At 53.0% G+C, this 20,172-nt stretch carries 23 protein-coding genes and 1 pseudogene; 13 read left to right on the top strand and 11 right to left on the bottom strand.

The window, feature by feature from the left end; all coding sequences use genetic code 11:
• Window positions 1-110: 110 nt before the first annotated feature.
• Complete coding sequence (locus HQ393_RS13515; protein ID WP_179355674.1) at window positions 111-1,019, top strand: HD-GYP domain-containing protein; 909 nt, start codon at window positions 111-113, stop codon at window positions 1,017-1,019.
• Between the two features lie 302 nt (window positions 1,020-1,321).
• On the opposite strand, the gene parE is transcribed toward HQ393_RS13515, so the two are convergent.
• The 4 genes and pseudogenes from parE to HQ393_RS13495 form a co-directional block, all read right to left on the bottom strand.
• The gene (gene parE, locus HQ393_RS13510) at window positions 1,322-3,295 is read right to left on the bottom strand and encodes a DNA topoisomerase IV subunit B (RefSeq protein WP_179355673.1); all 1,974 of its coding nucleotides are present in this window, start codon (window positions 3,293-3,295) and stop codon (window positions 1,322-1,324) included.
• Between the two features lie 122 nt (window positions 3,296-3,417).
• A pseudogene (locus HQ393_RS17700) lies at window positions 3,418-3,915 on the bottom strand (DUF3291 domain-containing protein).
• Complete coding sequence (locus HQ393_RS13500; protein ID WP_179355672.1) at window positions 3,912-4,589, bottom strand: glutathione S-transferase family protein; 678 nt, start codon at window positions 4,587-4,589, stop codon at window positions 3,912-3,914. Before HQ393_RS13500 ends, HQ393_RS17700 begins: the two are co-directional and overlap by 4 nt.
• Window positions 4,589-4,852, bottom strand: a complete 264-nt coding sequence (locus HQ393_RS13495) for a DUF2917 domain-containing protein (protein ID WP_179355671.1) — start codon at window positions 4,850-4,852, stop codon at window positions 4,589-4,591. The genes HQ393_RS13500 and HQ393_RS13495 overlap by 1 nt, the downstream gene beginning before the upstream one ends.
• A gap of 104 nt (window positions 4,853-4,956) precedes the next feature.
• On the opposite strand from HQ393_RS13495, the gene HQ393_RS13490 reads away from it, so the two are divergent.
• Entirely contained in the window at window positions 4,957-5,877 is a 921-nt protein-coding gene (locus tag HQ393_RS13490; protein WP_179355670.1) for a LysR substrate-binding domain-containing protein, read from the top strand.
• 53 nt (window positions 5,878-5,930) lie between these two features.
• Window positions 5,931-6,155, top strand: coding sequence for a hypothetical protein (locus HQ393_RS13485; RefSeq protein ID WP_179355669.1), 225 nt, complete (start codon window positions 5,931-5,933; stop codon window positions 6,153-6,155).
• Between the two features lie 15 nt (window positions 6,156-6,170).
• Here the strand turns inward: HQ393_RS13485 and HQ393_RS13480 are convergent, their stop codons facing one another.
• From HQ393_RS13480 to HQ393_RS13470, 3 genes are all read right to left on the bottom strand, one after another.
• Window positions 6,171-6,644, bottom strand: a complete 474-nt coding sequence (locus HQ393_RS13480; RefSeq protein ID WP_179355668.1) for a WbuC family cupin fold metalloprotein — start codon at window positions 6,642-6,644, stop codon at window positions 6,171-6,173.
• A 74-nt stretch (window positions 6,645-6,718) separates the two neighbouring features.
• Entirely contained in the window at window positions 6,719-7,477 is a 759-nt protein-coding gene (locus tag HQ393_RS13475) for an HAD family hydrolase (protein WP_179355667.1), read from the bottom strand.
• Window positions 7,478-7,587: 110 nt separating this feature from the next.
• On the bottom strand, window positions 7,588-9,081 hold the full coding sequence (locus HQ393_RS13470) for a YifB family Mg chelatase-like AAA ATPase (protein ID WP_179355666.1): 1,494 nt from the start codon (window positions 9,079-9,081) through the stop codon (window positions 7,588-7,590).
• A 58-nt stretch (window positions 9,082-9,139) separates the two neighbouring features.
• Between HQ393_RS13470 and HQ393_RS13465 the strand changes: the two genes are divergently transcribed.
• Genes HQ393_RS13465 through HQ393_RS13455 form a run of 3 tightly spaced genes read left to right on the top strand, consistent with a single transcriptional unit; the run spans window position 9,140 to window position 11,310 of the window.
• Window positions 9,140-10,168, top strand: coding sequence for a sensor histidine kinase (locus HQ393_RS13465; RefSeq protein ID WP_179355665.1), 1,029 nt, complete (start codon window positions 9,140-9,142; stop codon window positions 10,166-10,168).
• The gene (locus HQ393_RS13460) at window positions 10,137-10,910 is read left to right on the top strand and encodes a LytR/AlgR family response regulator transcription factor (protein ID WP_179355664.1); all 774 of its coding nucleotides are present in this window, start codon (window positions 10,137-10,139) and stop codon (window positions 10,908-10,910) included. Before HQ393_RS13465 ends, HQ393_RS13460 begins: the two co-directional genes overlap by 32 nt.
• A complete protein-coding gene (locus HQ393_RS13455; protein ID WP_246307894.1) occupies window positions 10,900-11,310 on the top strand; it encodes a DUF2721 domain-containing protein in 411 nt (136 codons plus the stop codon). Before HQ393_RS13460 ends, HQ393_RS13455 begins: the two co-directional genes overlap by 11 nt.
• Window positions 11,311-11,374: 64 nt before the next feature.
• Here HQ393_RS13455 and HQ393_RS13450 read toward each other — a convergent pair whose 3' ends face one another.
• The 3 genes from HQ393_RS13450 to HQ393_RS13440 form a co-directional block, all read right to left on the bottom strand.
• Window positions 11,375-11,749, bottom strand: coding sequence for a diacylglycerol kinase (locus HQ393_RS13450; RefSeq protein ID WP_246307893.1), 375 nt, complete (start codon window positions 11,747-11,749; stop codon window positions 11,375-11,377).
• Window positions 11,746-12,510, bottom strand: coding sequence for a BPSS1780 family membrane protein (locus tag HQ393_RS13445; RefSeq protein ID WP_179355663.1), 765 nt, complete (start codon window positions 12,508-12,510; stop codon window positions 11,746-11,748). The genes HQ393_RS13450 and HQ393_RS13445 overlap by 4 nt, the downstream gene beginning before the upstream one ends.
• 162 nt (window positions 12,511-12,672) lie before the next feature.
• Window positions 12,673-13,866, bottom strand: a complete 1,194-nt coding sequence (locus HQ393_RS13440) for an acetate/propionate family kinase (protein ID WP_179355662.1) — start codon at window positions 13,864-13,866, stop codon at window positions 12,673-12,675.
• A gap of 188 nt (window positions 13,867-14,054) precedes the next feature.
• Between HQ393_RS13440 and HQ393_RS13435 the strand changes: the two genes are divergently transcribed.
• Window positions 14,055-14,561, top strand: a complete 507-nt coding sequence (locus HQ393_RS13435; protein ID WP_179355661.1) for a biotin/lipoyl-containing protein — start codon at window positions 14,055-14,057, stop codon at window positions 14,559-14,561.
• Window positions 14,562-14,611: 50 nt separating this feature from the next.
• Here the strand turns inward: HQ393_RS13435 and HQ393_RS13430 are convergent, their stop codons facing one another.
• Complete coding sequence (locus HQ393_RS13430) at window positions 14,612-15,523, bottom strand: helix-turn-helix transcriptional regulator (protein ID WP_179355660.1); 912 nt, start codon at window positions 15,521-15,523, stop codon at window positions 14,612-14,614.
• Between the two features lie 58 nt (window positions 15,524-15,581).
• Here HQ393_RS13430 and HQ393_RS13425 point away from each other — a divergent pair, with 58 nt between their 5' ends.
• The 6 genes from HQ393_RS13425 (at window position 15,582) to HQ393_RS13400 (ending at window position 20,164) form a co-directional block, all read left to right on the top strand.
• On the top strand, window positions 15,582-16,586 hold the full coding sequence (locus tag HQ393_RS13425; RefSeq protein WP_179355659.1) for a phosphotransferase: 1,005 nt from the start codon (window positions 15,582-15,584) through the stop codon (window positions 16,584-16,586).
• On the top strand, window positions 16,580-17,605 hold the full coding sequence (locus tag HQ393_RS13420) for an ABC transporter ATP-binding protein (RefSeq protein ID WP_179355658.1): 1,026 nt from the start codon (window positions 16,580-16,582) through the stop codon (window positions 17,603-17,605). The genes HQ393_RS13425 and HQ393_RS13420 overlap by 7 nt, the downstream gene beginning before the upstream one ends.
• Window positions 17,602-18,387, top strand: a complete 786-nt coding sequence (locus tag HQ393_RS13415; protein WP_179355657.1) for an ABC transporter permease — start codon at window positions 17,602-17,604, stop codon at window positions 18,385-18,387. Before HQ393_RS13420 ends, HQ393_RS13415 begins: the two co-directional genes overlap by 4 nt.
• Window positions 18,388-18,414: 27 nt before the next feature.
• Window positions 18,415-18,771, top strand: coding sequence for a hypothetical protein (locus tag HQ393_RS13410; protein WP_179355656.1), 357 nt, complete (start codon window positions 18,415-18,417; stop codon window positions 18,769-18,771).
• A 48-nt stretch (window positions 18,772-18,819) separates the two neighbouring features.
• Window positions 18,820-19,278, top strand: coding sequence for a GNAT family N-acetyltransferase (locus HQ393_RS13405; protein WP_179355655.1), 459 nt, complete (start codon window positions 18,820-18,822; stop codon window positions 19,276-19,278).
• A gap of 103 nt (window positions 19,279-19,381) precedes the next feature.
• Complete coding sequence (locus HQ393_RS13400) at window positions 19,382-20,164, top strand: ABC-2 family transporter protein (protein ID WP_179355654.1); 783 nt, start codon at window positions 19,382-19,384, stop codon at window positions 20,162-20,164.
• Window positions 20,165-20,172: the final 8 nt, after the last annotated feature.

Genomic DNA, 20,172 nt, shown 5'->3' with positions numbered 1-20,172 from the left:
CGCCAATACGATGTGAATTAAACATCGTGCATCGTCATGAATTAGCGCGCGTGAGCGACTAAGATAAGGAAACACAGTCTCGCGCTATTGTCGCACCCAAGGGGAAGCTTATGTTTTTTAAAAGTCGCGCTAGCCAGCAATTAAATCAGCTTCAATTGCAGCATCAGGCTCAGCAAAAATCACTTTTGGCTAGCTTGCTGGCATCCGCTTGGGTCGTTGAGGCGCGAGACCCCTATACCGGCGGCCATTTGTGGCGCGTCGCGATGTTTTCCGCCCGATTGGCCGCTGCGCTGGGCGAATCTCCATTCCAAGTGAATCGCATTGCAATGGCTGGGTTTTTGCATGATTTGGGCAAAATTGGCATCCCCGACGCGATTTTGCGCAAGCCAGACAAGCTCACCGACGCAGAATATGCGGTAATTAAAACGCATCCGCGTATCGGTGCGCGGCTGATTGCTAACCATCCTTTTTCGCCTTTGGTGCTGAATGCGATAGTCGGGCATCACGAAATGCCCAATGGTCGTGGCTACCCTGACGGCCTGCGAAGCGACGAGATCACGCTGGAGGCAAAGATTGTTGCCATTAGCGATGCCTTTGACGCCATGACCAGCTCGCGCCCGTATCGCAAAGGCATGCCGATTGAAAAAGCACTAAATATTATTGAATCTGAGTTAGGTCAGCAGTTTGATCAGCGCTGCGGCGAAGTTTTTGTTCGCCTTGGCCGCGCCAGCGAATTTGACCATATCGTTTCGCATTCCGACGAAGGTATCCCGCTGGGTCATTGCATGATGTGCGGGCCCACCTTGGTGCGAGTACGCAATGCACACGCAGGCGATACGTTAGCGTGCCCGAATTGCTGTGGGGAATATCAATGGGAAACGGGTGAGAACGGCGAATTGACCGCCAAACCCACCGGCCAAACCGCCAGCGCCGAAGCACTGGCGCCCAAAGCCGATGAGCTACAGATTGAGTCGCTGATTGGGCAGTGGGAAAACGTGCTGGCGTTGATTAATCAATAATTTAGCTTGAGAATCGGACTGGCTAGTGTATTGCCTAGGGGCATGTTCAGATAACGTGTTGATAGCAAGAATCGTAGGGTGGGTTAGCCCCTTAGGGCGTAACCCACCGTGACGCGACATAAAGAAAAGCAGCGTAACGGTGGGTTACGGCTTAGCCTAACCCACCCTACGAATATCGTTTTTCGTAGTCAAACCAAGTTCTGTTCATATCAACACATAATCTGAACATGCCCTTGTCTAGTTGGGTATTGCCATCAAGATTAAACAAAGATTTATCTAGAGAGCAATACCCCACTAAGGTATTACAAATCCGCTTCAACCTCATTGCCACGCGCTTCCAGCCATGCGCGGCGGCTGCTGGCTTCACCTTTGCCCATCAGCATATTCATCAAATCGCGCGTATTGGCGCTGACATCCTGCGGGATAGAGACGCGCATCACGCGGCGGGTGTCGGGGTTCATTGTGGTGTCGAACAATTGCTCGGCGTTCATCTCGCCCAGACCCTTGAAGCGTGAAATGCTCCACGCGCTTTCGCGTAGTTTTTCGCCGCGCAGTTTGTCCAAAATCGCCGTCAATTCGCCTTCGTCGAGCGCATAGAATTTGCGCGGCGGTTTGGCTTTGCCGCTGCCCGCCACATCGACGCGATACAGCGGCGGCTGGGCGACGTAGATATTGCCGTTCAAAATCAATTGCGGGAAATGACGGTAGAACAAGGTCAACAGCAAGACCTGAATATGCGAGCCGTCCACGTCCGCATCGGACATGATGATCACTTTGCCGTAGCGCAGGCCGGATAAATCGGCGGGCGAGTCGAGTGTGTGTGGGTCAACGCCAATCGCCACGGCCATATCGTGGACTTCGTTATTGGCAAAAATCTGGTCTTTATCGACTTCCCACGTGTTCAGCACCTTACCGCGCAAGGGCAAAATGGCTTGGAAATCTTTATCCCGACCGAGCTTGGCCGAGCCACCCGCCGAATCACCCTCGACGAGGAATAATTCGCAGCGTTCGGTTTCGTCCGACGCGCAATCGGTGAGCTTGCCTGGCAATACTGCGACGCCGGATGATTTTTTCTTTTCAACTTTTTGCGCGTTTTTCTGCCGCGATTGCGCGGCTCGAATCGCCAATTCGGCGAGCTTTTTGCCCAAATCAACGTGCTCATTGAGCCATAACTCAAATGGCGCGCGCACCATGGCCGAGACGAGTTTTAGGCCATCGCGGCTGGTTAGTTTATCTTTGGTCTGGCCTTGGAATTGCGGGTCGAGCACTTTGGCGCTCAACACAAACGAGCAGCGGCTGAACAAATCTTCCGGCAGCAGCTTCACGCCTTTCGGTAGCAGATTGTGAAAATCGATAAAGGTTTTCACGACTTGGAATACGCCGTCGCGCAGGCCGCTTTCGTGCGTACCACCGGCTGGCGTCGGGATCAGATTGACATACGATTCGCGATTGATCGTGCCGTCTTCCGTCCATGTCAGCGCCCAAGCGCAGCCTTCGCCACGGCTGAAAGTGTCGTCTTCGCCCTCGATGTATTTCTCGCCCTGCAAAATCGGCACGATTTGCGTGTAGCCCGCGACTTGCTCGTTCAGATAGCCGAGCAAGCCATCAGGGTAGCACCAGCGTTTTTCCAGTAGCTCGCCGCTGGCCTGTTCGACATTCAGAATGACAACAAGGCCTGGCAGCAATACCGCTTTGGATTTGAGCAAGTGCTCTAGTTCGGCTTGCGGAATCGTTGGGCTATCGAAATATTGCGCATCAGGCTGCACGAAAACACGTGTACCGGTGTCTTTTTTCAAGCAAGTGCCGAGTACCGACAAGGGCTCGATCACATCGCCGCCAGAGAACACCAACTGATTAATCTGGCCTTCACGGCGCACTTCGACTTCGAGACGCGTCGAGAGCGCATTGGTGACCGATACGCCGACGCCGTGCAAACCGCCCGAAAACGCGTACGCTCCGCCGTCTTTCTTGTCGAATTTACCGCCAGCATGCAGCTGCGTGAATACGACTTGGACTGTCGGTACGCCTTCTTCCGGATGCAAGCCGACCGGAATACCGCGGCCATTATCAACCACGCGCATCGATTGATTGCGATATAGCGTCACCTCAATCTGCGTCGCATAGCCACCAAGCGCCTCGTCGGCGGCATTGTCGATGACTTCTTGGCAGATGTGCAGTGGATTATCGGTGCGGGTGTACATACCCGGACGGTGGCGGACAGGGTCAAGGCCTTTTAAAACCTTGACCGAGGATTCGTCGTATTTAGGAGCAGCCATTGTTTCACGTGAAACCAGATGATGAATTGCGGCTAAGTCTAGCAGAGAACGCGCCCGAAGGAGATTTGCGTATGCCCTATCGTGTTGCGCAAATACGATTTGGACGATAGAAAAGGCCAAATTTACGCAAAAATAACTTCGTGCGGTTTGCTGGCTGTTGGTGCAGGAAAAGGCTTGGCAAAGGTAAATGCAAATGGGCTGGGACCATTGAGCTGGAGTAATGACAGTGCGCTATTGGCTTCTGCCAGACTCGGAATATGCCCCGCGCGTATCCACCACAGCACCAGCGTCGGGCCTTCGATTTTTTCAAACCACGCTTTGCGTTGTTTCAGCGAAGCCAAATGCGCACCCGAATACACATAGCGCTGCAAGTCTTCTAGCGACGCCTAGATCGACATATTGACGAGCAGCAGTGGATCGCTGGCAAAGGCAATGTCGGTGGCGTTGCCGCTGTCACTTTGCAGTCGCCAGATAAAGCCGGGGCTTTGCTCGGCGAGCTGGTTGATTTCATCAAGCTGGTTGATTTCATCAAGCTGGTTGGCAAAGCCCGCCATGATGGGCTTATCCATCGCGGCTTTGGCGCGGCCGATATTGAGTTGCGCGAGTTGCCACTGACTCATACGCGCGCGCCGCCAAATTGATCGACCAGCTTATCAAAAGGTAGGCGCGTAGTTTCCGCTAGCGCGGCCGCTTCCCACTCGCGCATTGCAGGGTGCGCCAGCATGGTGTTCACATACGCTTGCGCATCGTCGGGCAAGGCGAGGCCGTAGCAATATAAGCGCCAGATGACGGGGGCATACATCGCATCGGCGATGGAAAACTCGCCAAATAAATAATCGCCAGCGATATTCAACGTGGCCGCTATTTCTCGTGCATTGCGCCAGATGGCGATAATCCGGGCTACATCGGCCGCCACCTCAGGGCTGGGCGCAACGCCTTGGGCGCGCAGTCGCACATTCATCGGTAGTTGGCTGCGCAAGGCGCCAAAGCCCGAATGCATTTCGGCACAGATGCTCCGCGCGCGAGCGCGAGCCTGACGATCGGCTGGCCACATCTCGGGGTATTGCTCTGCAAGGTATTCACAAATTGCGATTGTGTCCCATACCCTAAAGTTATCGTCATGCAGACATGGAACAAGGCCATTATCTGAATAGCCGCGATGGCTTGCGTTGGCGCCTTTGCCGCTGACGGCAACCACGGTTTCAGCAAATGGAATACCAAAGTGTTTCATCAACAGCCATGGGCGTAATGACCACGAGGAGTAATTTTTGTGACCAATATAAAGATGAAACATTAGCGTGATCCTCGGCGCAACGTTTTGAAATAGGGACGGATATTGAGAGCTTCACCGCTAAAGTGCAGCTCCGCTTGCCCTTCGAGCAGTAAATGACCTGGAGCTAGGCTGTGCTGATCTCCACCATTGAGCACAATGTCCGCGCTGTGCTGATTGCTCGCCAGCCATACCGAGCCTTGCACGCAGCGCAGTTCGGCGGCTTGGGCTAAATCTGCGATCAAGATTTCATCGGCTTTGAGTGTTAGGCGAAGATAGCTCAACATTTTTTCTACCCCAATGTCATTTGTATTCACTATATCCATTATTTAGCTTATCTTTACTGATGATTTTTTCGTAAATAAGTGAATTTATTTCACATAAGGTCTAAATGAACCCTCTTCCTCCCTTACCTGCTTTGCGTGCTTTTGAGGCGGTTAGTCGCCTGGGTAGCGTTGTGAAAGCAGCTGATGCGCTATCAGTGACGCACAGTGCCATCAGCCATCAATTGCGCATTTTGGAAGAGTATTTGGGTTTACCGCTGTTTGAGCGCAGGGGACGCAAGCTGATCTTGACCGAGGATGGTCGTCATTACGCTTTGCAGGTGCGAATTGCGCTGAATGATGTGGCTGAGGCGACGCGCTCGGTGCGGGCACGCCCCAAGCCCAATGAGCTGACGATTGCGACTTTGCCCTCGTTTGGCATGGCTTGGTTGTTGCCGCGGTTGCCCAAATTTCAGGCGCTGTATCCGCAATACCGCGTGATTTTGCGCGCGAGTTTAAATTTTGAAGATTTGCAGGCGGGGCAAATTGATTTGGCGCTGCGGATGGGCTCGGGCGAATGGGATGGCCTGAAAACTCGCGAGTTGATGGGTGATTATCTCGTGGTGGTGGCGGCGAGTGCTGATCACACTGCCCCGCAAACCGTGGCCGAGGTGCCCAAGGCGCGGATTGTCGGGTCGATGGAAAAATGGAGTAGCTGGACGTTGGCCGCAGGGTTGGGCGAGTGGACGCCGACATTTCCGCTGTTTTGCAATGACAATAATCTGTGCTTGCAAGCAATCCGCCAGCAGCAAGGCATTGGCTTGATGCGGCTAACGATGGTGCAAGAGGAGCTACAAGCGGGTAGCCTGCGCATGATCGGCAATGTATTGGCACCGCATCCGAGTAAATACTGGCTGGCATGGACGGCGCGGATGGAAGGGTCGAGCAAAGTGCTGCACTTTGCCGATTGGATTGCCGCGGAGGCTCAACTTTACCAATTGCAGGTCGATGACTACCTTAAAAGCATCCAGCTGACTTCGCAGCGCTAATTGAGCGTGCTGAATGCCTGTATGATTGATGAATAATCAGATTGAATCCCATTATGTCATTTAAAGAAAAACAAACCGTCCGTATTCGCCTCGACCAATTGCAATATATGGCCGCCGCCATGGCGCGCCAGCTCGATCGTCGTAAAGGCATTGTGGTCGATGTGTATGTGCCGCTCGGCGAGCGCGAGCAACGTGTGAAGGTGCGCTGGATTGCGCGTCGCCCGACTGAAAGCGATGTGGTGATGGAGCATAAAGCGGCCGACCTGGAGGCGATCTAAGGTCGGTTTTAGCTTCTATTTTGGGAAGCAATCACCAATCTGTGCCGTTGCATACCAACGCAATAAATCTGCGATTTGAGCTTCATCTTCACTCGGCGCCCACATGGCAAAATCAGCATCGGCAATTGGCGTGTAGGGGCCGTGTTTCACTTCAAAAATAACGCCACCGCTATCGAGCGACAAGACTGCATGCCACTGCCCTGCTGGCGTTTCTAGCACCGCTGTGCCCTCGCCTAAGACGGCGCGATCAGTGACCACGCCCGCATCGTCAAAATGCAGCACGATAAAACGCCCTTGCAGCGGATAGAGTAATTCCCACGTATGCGGATGCCGATGTGGCCGCACCAGCGTTGCTGGCTCCATTGCAATCGCCAGACGCTGGATGGGGTCAGGCAAGGTGTCGTGCAGATTGAGATTGGCACGTTTGCGTGGTGAGGCATGAGCGGCTTGCGCCAAGGCGCTGAGATCGTCGTTGGAGATTTGTTTCATGCTGTGCTCGATTGGGTGGTGTGCGGCAGCCTACGCGAGCTGTGTTGCGACGTCTAGCGGCGACTCGGCTGGCGTTATTCCTGCGCCAGATCCAAGCCATGTCGCACCCGATCTGCCAGCTCATGTGGGGTGCGCGAGATAATCGCGGCGGGAACGCGGTATTTCAGCGTCAGGCGCTGAAAATCCTCAAAACCGTAGGACACCATAAAAGGGCTAAAACCCGAACCGATGGCGGAAAGGTAATCATTGTGTTCATCGCCGCAACTATAAGATCGAGCCGGATTGATGCCGAGCTGTTGCCGTGCTGTGGCGAAGTATTCGGTCTTGGGTGTTTTCAGCGGAATGCAGGCCACGTAATCGAAGGCCCCCAGATCCAGATCGTGTCGTGCGAAGAGTTTACCCAAGGTAATCAGTGGCTCATTGGTGACATTGCGTGTAACCAGCCCAATACGTATATCTTTGGATGCCATTATTTGCTTTATTAAGCTGGCTATACCTGGGTAGAGTACGGCCTTCTCACGATACACCTCGGTGAGCGAGCCAATCAATTCTTTATGGCTGGCGCCACCTAAATGCCGCGCCAGATTGCGCGGAAATTCTTTGATTCCACCCAGATATTTGAATAATTTGTGGCGTTTTTGAAAGCGCCCCAGGTCACCCAATTGCAAGCCATGCTGGCCAAATGCAGTTTCGATCGCGTTGTAGGCATCAATAATGGTGCCGTCGGCATCAAAAATAATGAGCTTATCGCGACTGGTGAAATGTGGCGTTGATCCCGTCGATTCGGCGAGGGGGAAGGCAAGTGCTGAATCTGTAGGGGCGAATGAGCGCATGACAATGACATCGACAAAGTAACGCAACCGAGCATAGTGCGGCTATGTGCCAGAATGATGACATACCGTTTTTTGATAGTGTTTACAACAGTTTGCCGCGCAAACACCGCTTATTCTAGCCCGCGCCGATATTGAATCGCCTCGGCAATATGTGCCTTGCTAATGTCTTTGCTCCCCGCTAAATCAGCCACAGTCCGCGCCACGCGCAGTACCCGATGATAGGCGCGGGCCGACCAGCCTAGCTTATTGACGGCGTTTTGCAGTAGCGCCAAGCCATCCGCATCTGGCTGGCAATGCTGATCAATCGCCGCGCTGGGTAGCGCGGCATTATGCTGAGCTTGGCGCTGCAATTGACGTTGCCGGGCCACGCCGACGCGCAGGCGAACAGGCTCGCTCGCCTCGCCCGCTTGCCGACTACTGAGTACATCATCGGCCAGTGCCCCGACTTCCACGACCATATCGATGCGATCCAGCAGTGGCCCAGAAATACGACTCCGATAACGCGCGACCTGATCAGGCGTGCAGCGGCAGGCTTTTTTCGGATGACCCAGATAGCCGCATGGACACGGATTCATCGCCGCCACCAATTGAAATTGCGCAGGAAACTCGGCTTGTCGCGCCGCTCGGGAAATATGAATTTTGCCGTTTTCCAGTGGCTCGCGTAGCACCTCTAAGACTTTGCGATCGTATTCGGGGAGTTCATCGAGAAACAGAATGCCATGATGAGCGAGCGAGATTTCTCCGGGCTGCGGCATACTGCCCCCGCCAACTAAAGCGACGCTGGAGGCGGTGTGATGAGGCGATCGAAATGGGCGCTGACCAAAACGCCTGGCATCCAGCCCCTGATGTCCTAGCGATTGGATCGTGGCGGCCTCTAATGCTTCGCTCTCGCTTAATGCGGGTAATAGCCCAGGTAGCCTTTGCGCCAGCATCGATTTACCCGTGCCGGGAGGCCCAATGAGCAAAATCGAATGATTGCCCGCTGCGGCAATTTCCAAGGCGCGGCGCGCCTGTAGTTGGCCTTTCACATCCGCCAGATCAGGGTATTGAGGCTGGGGCTGATGTTCTGGCGCTTGTGCGGGCGACATGGGCGTGCCATTTGCAAAATGCTGGCATACTTGCAGGATATGCTCCGCCGCCAAAACACTGGCATCTTTGATGAGCGCAGCTTCAGGGCTACTGCATTGACTGATGACCAGCGTACGGCCTGCATCGCGCGCTGCCATGGCCAAAGCCAGCGCGCCGCGTACCGAGCGCAATTGGCCGGTTAAACCCAATTCCCCAGCAAATTCATATTCATTGAGCTGATCGAGCGGAATTTGGTCGCTGGCAGCCAAAATACCTATCGCGATCGCCAAATCATAATGCCCCGCCCCTTTGGGTAAATCAGCTGGAGCCAAGTTGACGGTAATGCGCCGCGAGGGGAATTCAAAACCTGCCACTTGAATCGCGGCACGAACGCGTTCGCGCGCTTCGCGTACTTCGGTGTCGGCGAGCCCGACCAAATTAAATGCAGGTAGCCCGTTGGCCAAATGGACTTCAACCGTAACAAGCTGTGCGTGCATACCGTCTAAAGCGCGCGAATACAGTACCGCCAATGACATATTGGACCTTAGCAAGTGCTATGCTGATTTCTACAGTGTAAGAAGGATTTTGGGAAATATGGAACAAAACGCGCCAATCACGCCGGATTTTCGCAATCTCGGCGTTATTTTTCGCGCCTTGGTATTGGTGCATTTAGGCATGCTGCTCTATGTATTTGCCGCGATGAATTCATGGGCTGAATGGGCTGCTCAGCTGACGGATGTGGCTTTCTGGGTTGAACCGATATTAATGGGCGCGATGGGTTTGCTGGCCTTGTTGGCGCCGCAATTAGCCAAATGGCCTTACGCACGCAGTGTATTGGTGATTTATGGTCTGGTGCTGTGCTGGACTGTTTTGGTCTATCAGGGCATGGGGAAAATTCTGCTCGATACGCTGCAGGTTAATTTAATGCAGATGGTCACTGTCGCGATGATGGTGACCGCATTTATGTTGTGGCATTACCAGATGTGGCTCAGAACTTTATCGCCGCGTTTGGCAGAAGCTCGATTAGTTGCGCTGCAAGCTCGAATTAGGCCGCATTTTTTCTTTAATAGTTTGAATGCAGTGCTATCTTTAATTCGTAGTCAGCCTAAATTAGCCGAGCAGTTGTTGCAAAATCTGTCTGAATTATTCCGGGTTGCGATGGGAAATCAAACTTCTCTTTCAACCTTGGAGCGTGAAGTAGAGCTTGCGCGTGGCTATTTAGAAATCGAGAAAGCCAGGCTGGGTGATCGGCTGCATGTGGAATGGCATATCGATAATATGCCGAGCAAAGCATCGATACCACCGTTGATTTTACAGCCACTTCTTGAAAATGCCGTCTACCATGGTATTGAGCCCAGCATCAATACGGGCACGATTCAGGTCAATGCATTTCGGGTGCGAAACGAAGTGCATATTGATATCCGAAATCCAATTGTGCATGAAGGTGTACAGAGAATCGGCAATGGTATGGCCCAAGATAATGTGCGAGAAAGGTTGTTGTTATATTTTGATGCCGAGGCAAATCTCAGCATTCAGCGTGGAAATGACTATTATCAAATACATATCGTGCTGCCTTATCGGGAGCTAAACAATGAACAAAGCGTTGCGCCTATTTTTAGTTGATGACGAACTACCCGCACTGATGCGCCTGCAAGATCTGCTCGCCGATTGTGCGGAAGAATGTCCACATACCATTGTTGGTACTGCCACCAATGGGATGACGGCATTGCCGCAAATTGCTGAACATGAAATCGATGTGGTGATTTTGGATATTCAAATGCCGCAAATGAGCGGGATTGAGGTGGCTCGAAAATTACTCAATCTCTCTCGTCCACCAGCGGTGATTTTTGCCACTGCATTTGAAGATTATGGCGTGGCTGCGTTTGATGTGCGGGCGATCGATTATTTGCTCAAACCGATTCGTCATGAACGCCTCGTGACCGCTTTGCGCCGTGCGCAGGAGCTGCATCACGGACAAAATACCAGTAGCAATGCCAATCATGAGCATGACGGCGCACGTACCCATTTCAGCGTGTCTGAACGCGGTCGCGTCCATTTAATCCCCGTTGCAGAAGCGCGCTTTTTGAAAGCCGAGCAAAAATACATCACCCTGCGTACACATGATCGTGAATATTTACTGGAAGATTCACTGACTAAGCTAGAAGATGAATTTGGATCAAAGTTTGTGCGAATTCACCGCAATTGTTTGGTTTCACGCGATAGTATTGCTGGATTCGAGCGCGCCATGATTAATGGTGGTGATTCGCATTGGGTCGTGATTTTGCGTGATGTACCCGAGCGTTTGCCAGTGAGTCGTCGGCAGCAGCATGTGATTAAAGAATTTAAGAAAGGCCATGATGGATAATTTCAGTATCAACACACCATCCCTGCTGTTTCCTGCTATTTCCTTGTTGATGTTGGCGTACACCAATCGCTTTTTGGCGATTTCGGGCATTATTCGCCAGCTCTACGAACACCATCGTGCCAATCCCCATGAAAATATCCTGCGTCAGCTAGGCAACCTGAAAATGCGTGTCTGGCTGATTCGCTATATGCAGGCATTTGGCATTAGTAGTTTGTTGTTGTGCATTGTGTCTATGGTGTTGATTTCAATATCTCACACGGACTGGGCCAAGATTTTGTTTATTGGTAGCCTCGTCCTGATGGTGGGCTCGCTGGTGCTGTGTTTGCTGGAAGTGATGGTTTCTGATTCGGCGCTAAAAATCTTATTGGCCGATATTGAAGACGACATTCGCCGCCATTGATGTAACGGCAGCGCGAACGAAAAACGGGCCTGATGGCCCGTTTTTTTATGTGCTAAATCCGTACTTAGCGAGCTAGTAAAACCAGCGCCCACATGATGGTGAGGTTGGTGAGGCCAATCAATTGCGCTGCGCTGCCCAAATCTTTCGCCCGTTTGGCTAAATGGTGTTTTTCTAGCGAGGTGTGATCAACCGCCGCTTCAATGGCTGAATTGAGTAGCTCGACAATCACGCAGCCTAAATGGCTACCGACCAGCACGGCGTGGCCCCACATTGGCATGGGTAAAATCAATGCAATTGGAATACCGACCAGCGCTAATAACAAAACTTGGCGAAAAGCGGCTTCGTTTTTCCAGCCGGCCACCAAGCCATCAATGGAATAGCCCAAAGCATTAAAAATGCGTTTTATACCGGTTTTACCTTTGAATGGGCTTTCGTTCACTGCGGATCTCCTGAAGATGGGCTAGGTGTTGGAAATACATCGGCGTAACAAACATAGCTGGTGATCAAGGCCACTGGTAGCGCCACGATCAGACCAAGGAAATAGGGCAAGGCCGCCAAGATCATCAAGACGCCGCCAATGAGCCCCATTAACATAATCGCAGGCCAATTACGCCAAAAGGCCAGAAACGACATTTTCATGGCATCGGGGGCATTCATTCCGGTCAAAATCACCAGCATCGGGGCAAAAAAGTAGGTGCTGTAGACAATCGAAAAACACAGCAACATCAACAAGCCTAATGGCCATAAATGACTGATTTGATCGAGCGATTCGATTTCTTTAGGTAGCTCGGTATTCATCCCGAAATACTGCAGGACAACCAGCAAGGTGGAGAACAACAAAATCAGCACCATGGTGCCTAGCATATAAAATGCGCCGACTTTGATTAGGTCTATTGTGCGCAGTTTAAAGCCAACAAATAAATCCATCAGCAAAGGCTTTTGGCCTTGCGCCGTGCTCTGTGCGGCGACCATCATGCCACCGAGCAATACTGGACCTAGCAAGGTGCTAATAAAGCCGCCAAGGACAGGGATCAGGCTCATGACCAGCATCACGGCGACAAAGGTCGCACTAATGCCCACCCAGGCGGTTGGCGCTTGGCGAAAGAGTTGAAAAGCCTGCACGATCCAGTCCCAACCGCGTGAAGCCGGTACGCTGCGCGGTTCGAGCGCCAGATCAATAATGACATCCTGTTCTTGCATGGTGAACCCAAGGTAATGACGAGTGCCCTAATGCTAGCAGTAACATCTCTGGATAGGGCATTTTTCATGCGTTCTATTAAAGTGGCATGAATTGAATATAAATACACAAAAAAAACCGCTGTCGATCGTGTGATCGAGCAGCGGTTTTTTGCAGTGTGAGGCTTAGATTGTGGCCAGCGCTTGGCGGGCAATCATCAGCTCTTCGTTCGTTGGAATCACATACACCGCCACTTTGCTGTCGGCCAAGCTAATGCGACGTGGCTCGCCTGAGCGTACTTCATTGGCCGCTTCGTCAATTTCAACGCCTAACCAACGTAATTGATGACAAACATTGGCGCGAGTCAGAGCGTCGTTTTCGCCGATCCCTGCGGTGAAGACCAGGCAATCGATACCGCCAATCGCAGCGGCCAAAGACGCCGTTTCGCGAACGATACGGCGCGCAAAGTAATCAATCGCAAATTTCGCCAAAGGCTGATCAGATGATTGCAAATCGCGCATATCGCTAGAAATACCGCCTGACAAACCTAAGAGGCCAGATTCTTTGTACAGCAGCGTTTCGATTTGCTTCGCATCCATTTTCAGATGGTTCATCAGGTGCAGCAATACGCCGCCGTCGATGCTACCGCACCGCGTGCCCATCGGCAGGCCTTCCAGCGCAGTAAAGCCCATCGTGGTGGCTTGGCAGACGCCGCCCAACAAAGCAGCCATTGAAGAGCCGTTACCCAAGTGGGCAACCACAGTGCGACCTTCCGCGGCGCGGGTATCAATCGCAGGCAAGACGCTGGCGATGTATTCGTAAGACAGGCCGTGGAAACCATAGCGACGGATGCCTTCTTTTTGCGCAAATTCATACGGCAGCGCAAACAGCTGATTCAAATCAGGCTGAGTCGTGTGAAAGGCGGTATCAAAACAAGTGACTTGCGGTGCGTTTGGCAAGATGTCCTGCAAGATTTTGATCGGTGCAATATTGTGTGGCTCATGCAATGGCGCGAGTGGAATCAGCGCTTCCAAGCCAGCGATTAAATCTGGCGTTACCAATTCAGGTTTCGAGTATTTGGTGCCGCCATGCACGACACGGTGACCAACGACTTTAATCTCACGGCCGCCCAAACGCGCTTGCAACCAAGCCAGCATATGACGCAAAGCATAGTCGTGGTTTTTTGGCACATCGGCCGGTAGCGTTTCGTTCGCTACTTTTTCATCGTTTGCGTCTTTCGCGCTGAATTTGGGCTCAACGTAGAGGCCTTCCATCTGGCCTTTGAATAGTACTTGCGGGTCGCCTTCAGCAGCGGTTTCAAACAAAGAAAACTTGATGCTCGACGAACCTGCATTAATTACTAAGACCAGATCACTCATATCAAAACTCCGTGTTGGATAATCACAGCGCATACTGCTTGCCTGCCGCGCTTCGTTTAATCGATACTAGGGGCTCTACTGCACAAACACGCAGCAGCAGCGCCAATTTATGCAGCATAGTTTAATTTGCAATGCAGCATTGGGTATTGGCAAATATCAAGGTAGGCAGCCCAGAATCATAGTAAATAATGACAATTGACTACACCACCCATCTGATATGTGCCCCGGAATTACCCGATGCGGCACAAGTGCTGCTGTTTCACGTGAAACCGGGCCAGCACGTCGAGGCCGATACCCTATTGCTCACGCTCTTGCTCTCCGATCAGGAGTGGCCCATTTTGGCGCCTGATGCGGGGCAAATTGCCAGTCTGATGGTTGAGTATGGCGATTTCGTGACGACGGGTGATTTGCTGCTGCAAATGGAAATTATCGAAAAGCCCACTGGGAGCACTTGGCTCGTTGAGCCCGAGCTGGCGGTGAACGAGCCGAGCGCCGCTGAAGCGCCTGCCGCCGCCCAGCCACAGGCTGCGACGAGCACATTGCAGGTGCAGCCCGCTGCCGCCACGCTGGCAGCCAAGCTGGGGCTGGATTTAAGTCGCTTACCCACGGGTGAAACGATCGATGAAGATGCGGTTTTAGAATTTGCTCGGCAGGAGCTGAAAAAATTGGCCAAGCTGCGTCAAATACTTTCTTGATGTATTGGCTTCAACCCTTTTCTGTAAAAGAGCTATATCGCTATACGTGGCTAGGGTAATTTATTGATCTTGCTCGGCGGCACGCCAAAGTGTTGGCGAAAACGCCGCGAAAAACTGGCCACTTCCTGATAGCCCACCTTGCTAGCCACCTGCCCGACTGGAAAACCTTCGACCAATAAAGCGCGTGCATGCTGCATGCGCAGTGCAAACACCCGCTGCCCTGGCGCCATGCCCAGGTGCGTTAAACACAAGCGATGCAAGTGCGCGGCGGTGATTTGCAATTGTTGCGCCAATTGCTCGACTGGCCATTCCCGTTCGGGCGCTTTCGCGACCTCGGCAAATAAAGCATGTAATTGCTGCGGCCAGCCCAAGCTCGTATCGGCCGATCCCAGTGCGCGCTCCAATTGCAAACTCAACATTTCCAAGGCGGGCATCACTAGGGTATAGCTCTGTCCATCATTTTGACGTTGGGCTTCACGCTGATACAGGGAGAGGGCATCGTGTATTTCCCAGCCCGCATCACTGTCTTTCACATAGCAATGCGGCTGGATCAGGTGCGCCCAGCGCACGTCGTTATAGAGCAGCAACCATGCAATTTGCAGCGGCGCAGTGCCCGTCCGGCGAAAGCCGCGCTGCCCGCGCGCGGGTTGAAAGGCCATTTGCCCGGCGTGAAACGGCCATGTTGTTTCGCCTTCAAACAGCTCTCCCGTTCCGCCCAAGCAAAACAGCAGGACATGAAAATTGGCGTCAATGCGCTCAATTTCGCTTTTACCCCGCGCCTCGGAGATGCCGCACATAAACAAACCACGCTCCCGCATTGGCGGGTGTGACGCTTTGTGAAATACATGCGCGCCCACCAGGCGATTTTCGCCGTCGTCATCGCAATCAAATCGTTCGTAATAGATTAGCGCCATGATGAGTTGATGTGATTTTTGGACAAATGAAGCGACATCTTCGGACATTCCAACTGGGTATGCAAGCTGATTAAATGAAGGCATAAATTCAGCAATTGGTAAGCAAATGTCAGAAAATACGTCTTCAGCAGAAGTGTCCCCAGCCGCATTATCTGTCTACGCCCAAACCGCCCTCGCCTGTTATCAGGCGCATTTCGGCCAAACCGCGCAGTTGGTGCAAGAAATCGCCGCCTTTTATGGCCATGCGGTCATTCTCAGTGGTGAGGCTGGCGATGTGGTCGTTAAGCTGGGTTGGCAAGCGGGTCGCGCTGCGCGGGAAGTGATCGGGCTCGCTCGCTTACAGCCACATAGCCCGGCGGCGATGCCGCAAATCTTGTTGCAAAGCCAGATTGAGCTCAATGGCAAGATAGTTGACCTATTGATGCTCAATCGCCTACCCGGTGTCGCGCCGTGGCATGTCGCCAAGCCTTGGGCCAAGCCGCAGCTCACCGCCGAGCAAGTCGTGGCAGTGTTACTGGCTTGGCACGCGGTCAGCGATGCGCGCGGCTTTGAGCTACCCGACGGGCAATTTAGCGCTGATTTGATCGCCGCCTTTGAGGCGTGGACGCTGCCGCTGCATGACTATGTGCAGAGCCCCGCTTCGCCTTTCACGCCGCAGCAAAAAGCTGCGTACCAGCGGCTCTGGCAAGAGCGCTCGCGCTTGCTGGCGCCACTGGCGGGTATGCCGTCGAGCTTGGTGCATGATGATCCGCACGCGGGCAATTTTCTGTTTGATGAACATACTGGCGAATTATTGGCGGCGCTCGACCCGTGTGATGTGGCCTTTCGCCACCGCGAGCAAGATATTTTCCACCTCGCCGATGTTGCGCCCGAATTGCAATTGCTGGAAACCTATTTACAGCACCACGCCGCCCCCGAAGGTTTTGCCGCGCGACGCTGGTTTTTTTCCTTATGGGACGATGCCAAACACAGCCGCAATCTGGCTTGGTACGACGAAGCATGGTTTAACGCGAAGTTTGCCAATTTAGCAATTTTGGACAAATCGTTTGCTGAGTTTGGCGCGATGATGGCGCAAAGCTCGCAGCAATGCTCTCAGGATAAAGAATGTTAATTCAAGCCGAAAATCTCAGCCGTATTTATAAAACACCGCGCCCAGCCAAAACGTGGGGTGAGCGTTTTACGCAGTTGATTCGTACCCAATACGATGAAAACAAATCTGTCAGCGGCGTCAATTTTGAGATTGCGCGCGGCGAATGTGTCGCGCTGGTTGGCCCTAATGGTGCGGGGAAATCGACGACGATCAAAATGCTCACGGGCATCTTGGCGCCATCAAGTGGGCGCGTCACCGTAGCGGGCTTTGACCCGATGCGGCAGCGCCAGCAATACGTCAAACGGATAGGCGTGGTGTTTGGTCAACGTTCGCAGTTGTGGCAAGACCTGCCGGTACGCGACTCGTTTGCCATCTTGCAGGCGCTGTTTGACGTGCCCGACGCCGTGTACCAGCACCAGCTCAAACTATTTCGCGCCGATGGCGGGATGGATGAATTTTGGGATAGACCTGCGCGTACCCTGAGCTTGGGTCAGCGCATGTTATGCGAAATCGCAGCCGCTTTTTTGCATGCGCCCGAAGTCGTTTTCCTCGATGAGCCGACGATTGGGCTCGATCTGGAAATGAAATCGCGTATGCGCGCACTGATCCGTAAACTCAATCAGGAAGCGGGTACGACGGTGTTGATTACCTCGCACGATGTCGGTGATATTGAGCGACTTACCCGACGTTTGCTGCTGATCGACCATGGAACGCTGCGTTTTGACGGTAGTTTGAGCGATTTTCGTGCTCACGCCGGCGACGGGCGCTGGTGGGCGGCGCGAGTCGATGCCAGCCAACACGCTGCGGCGAATGAAGTGCTCGCCGCTCACCCTGCTGCCCTGCCGGTGCGCAGCAATGGCGACTGGCTAGAAATCGCGCGTCAAGACGACGCTTTGCCCTTTGCTGATTTGGTCAAGACGCTTGCCCCATTTACTGTGCATGAAATCAAGCCAGTGGAGCAAAGCTTTGAAGACCTGCTGCACGGCTTTTATATCGGCAAAAATCTGCGCGCCGATGCAGCGGAGGATGCCACGGTATGAAGCATAGATTGAAAGCCTGTGCTGCATTGGCATGGGGTAATGCCCGCATCGTCGCAACAGATAAGCGCGGCAGAGCCATACTCACCCTGGGTTATCTGCTCGGCATGTGGCTGCTGTACTACCTGTGGCAAGCGCTGTACGCCGGTGACCCGACCCGCGCGGGGATGAGTTTTTCGTCGGCGCTATTGCACGTAGTTACCGCGCAGACCTTGTTTGCCATGATGCAGGCCTTTGGTGATTGGCGTTTGGCGCGAGAAATCCGCTCGGGCGAAGTGGCAACTGCCTTGACGCAACCCATCTCGCTGCCGCTACGGCACGCCGCGCTATCCTTGGGGCGCGTGTTGGCGCAAGCCGCCTATTTTCTGCCCGCCTTTGGCGTGTTTTTGCTGTGGGCTGGTTTGCGTTTGAGCCCTAGCTCGTGGCTGCTGGCACTTGCGTCAATTGCCTTGTCCTTCGTCCTGCTGTTTTGTATCGACTTTGTCGTCGGTCTCGCGGGTTTCATCGCCACCGATTTATGGGGCATTACTGCCAGCAAGGATGTCGTGGTGCAGTTTCTCGGCGGTGCGCTGATTCCGCTCGCTTTTCTGCCAGCTGGCGTGCAAACCATCTTGCATTGGCTACCCTTCGCGCATTTTTTCAATACGCCGGTCGCCTATCTCACCGGGCAAAGTAGCGAGATCACACCGCTATTCATTCAAGCCGTATGGGCGCTGGTGTTTGTCATCTGTGCACAATGGGCGAGTCGAATGATTCAACGCAAGCTGGTGATTTTCGGGGCTTAAGTCATTTTTGATTGGAAGAATTTACACATGAATAGCAATCCATTTATTGGTGCATGGCAGTTAGTGTCTGGCGAAATTGCCGAGCCGGGCGAGGCGATCAAGCCGTACAACATGAATGAGCTGCAATCGCGCAAAGTGATTTCGGCGCAGAGCTTTAGCTTTGTCACGCTGCTGCGCGGCGCTTTTTATTCGGCGGCCAGCGGTGGCTATCGTTTTGATCAAACGAGTTATACCGAAACGCCCGCCTTGGCTTCGTGGGGGGAAATGAACGGCGCGGAGTTTACCTTTACTTATCGGATTGCCGGTGATGAATGGCATAACGAGCGCTTTAATGCGGCCGGTGAGCGCGTCGAATATGAAATCTGGCGGCGGGTTAGTGCATAGCCCGTGGAATAAGCGTCTGGGCGCTAGGCCCGAAGAACGGAATTGGCAATGAACAATGAAATGAACGCACCTGCACTGACATTGAGCACTGACTTATCCACGATGGACTGGCCGCGCATTACGGCGTGGTTGGCCGGCTCGTATTGGTCGCCGGGCATTAGCCAGCATTACGTTGAGCAAGCCGCACGTGCTTCTACGGTGGTGATTGGTGCATTCGTCGACGGGCAGCAAGTGGGCTATGCACGGGTAATCAGCGACACGGTGCGCTTTGCCTATCTGGCCGATGTGTATGTTGATGAAGCCTATCGAGGCGGGGGTATATCAAAGAAAATCATTTCTGAACTGCTGTCTAGCCCAATACTAGCAGGTGTATCCCGCTGCTTTTTACTGACTGGCAATGCACACGGCTTGTATGAGCAATTTGGATTTCAGGTATTCCCAGCACCAGAGCGCATGATGGTGCGCGAAAATCCGAGTGGAATTGATTTTACCCAGACGCCCATTTGAAATGATTTATACCGACATACCCACGACTTATACAGGCCACACTCACACTAGGCTCACAGCTTGTTAATAACTTGCCCACAAACTTATCCACAGGAAGGGTAGTATGACTTTTGCCACCGCCTACCTGCGTATGGCGCGCGCCGACGCAGCGGCAAAATTGGAAAATCGCGCGGATTTCGGGCTGATTATGCTTGGCGTGATCTCAACTTCACTTGCCAGCATGCTGACGGTGTACTTTATGCTCGGAGCTTCTGGCACGGTAATGGGCTGGAGTCGGGGCGAATTGATCTTTATGCAGGGCTTTATGTTCACGATTTTTGCCCCGCAAAGTAGCTGTTTTAATTCGATGTACTGGGTGGAGATCTGGCTCAAGAACGGCAATTTCACGCGTTTTTATACCCGCCCCGGCCATCCGCTATTGCTGCTGATGCTGGAAAAATTTCACCCCCAGGGCTTTATTTGCCTGTTTACTGGCCTCGCCTATTGCATCTTTGGGCTGTGGAATACGCCGTATCTGAGTGACGGTATGTTTTGGCTAAAATTCATCATCATGGTGCCATTTGCGGCAATTGTGTTGCTATCGGTCAATATGATGGCGGTATCCTGCTGTTTCTGGTTGGGCGAATCTTTTGCGATGCAAGTCATGATGGGCAAGCTGACCGATATGTCGCGCTACCCGCTAGAAATTTTCCCCAAGCTCACGCGCTACGCCTTTATGGCTTTGCCACTGGGCGGCATCGTCTGGTGGCCAACGCTGGCCTTACTGCGCGACGCGAATGTCTGGAGCACGATTGCGCTCATGGGCCTGATCGCCGCTGGCTCGCTGTATGCGCTGCACTGGCAATGGAAATTAGGCATGCGCCATTGGGCTGGTTCGGGAGGTTAAGGCTACTT

It is taken from the genome of Chitinibacter bivalviorum, from assembly GCF_013403565.1.
Taxonomy (GTDB): Bacteria; Pseudomonadota; Gammaproteobacteria; order Burkholderiales; family Chitinibacteraceae; genus Chitinibacter; species Chitinibacter bivalviorum.
Note: the sequence above shows the minus strand (reverse complement) of the source record. Positions and strands in the feature narration are given on the sequence as shown.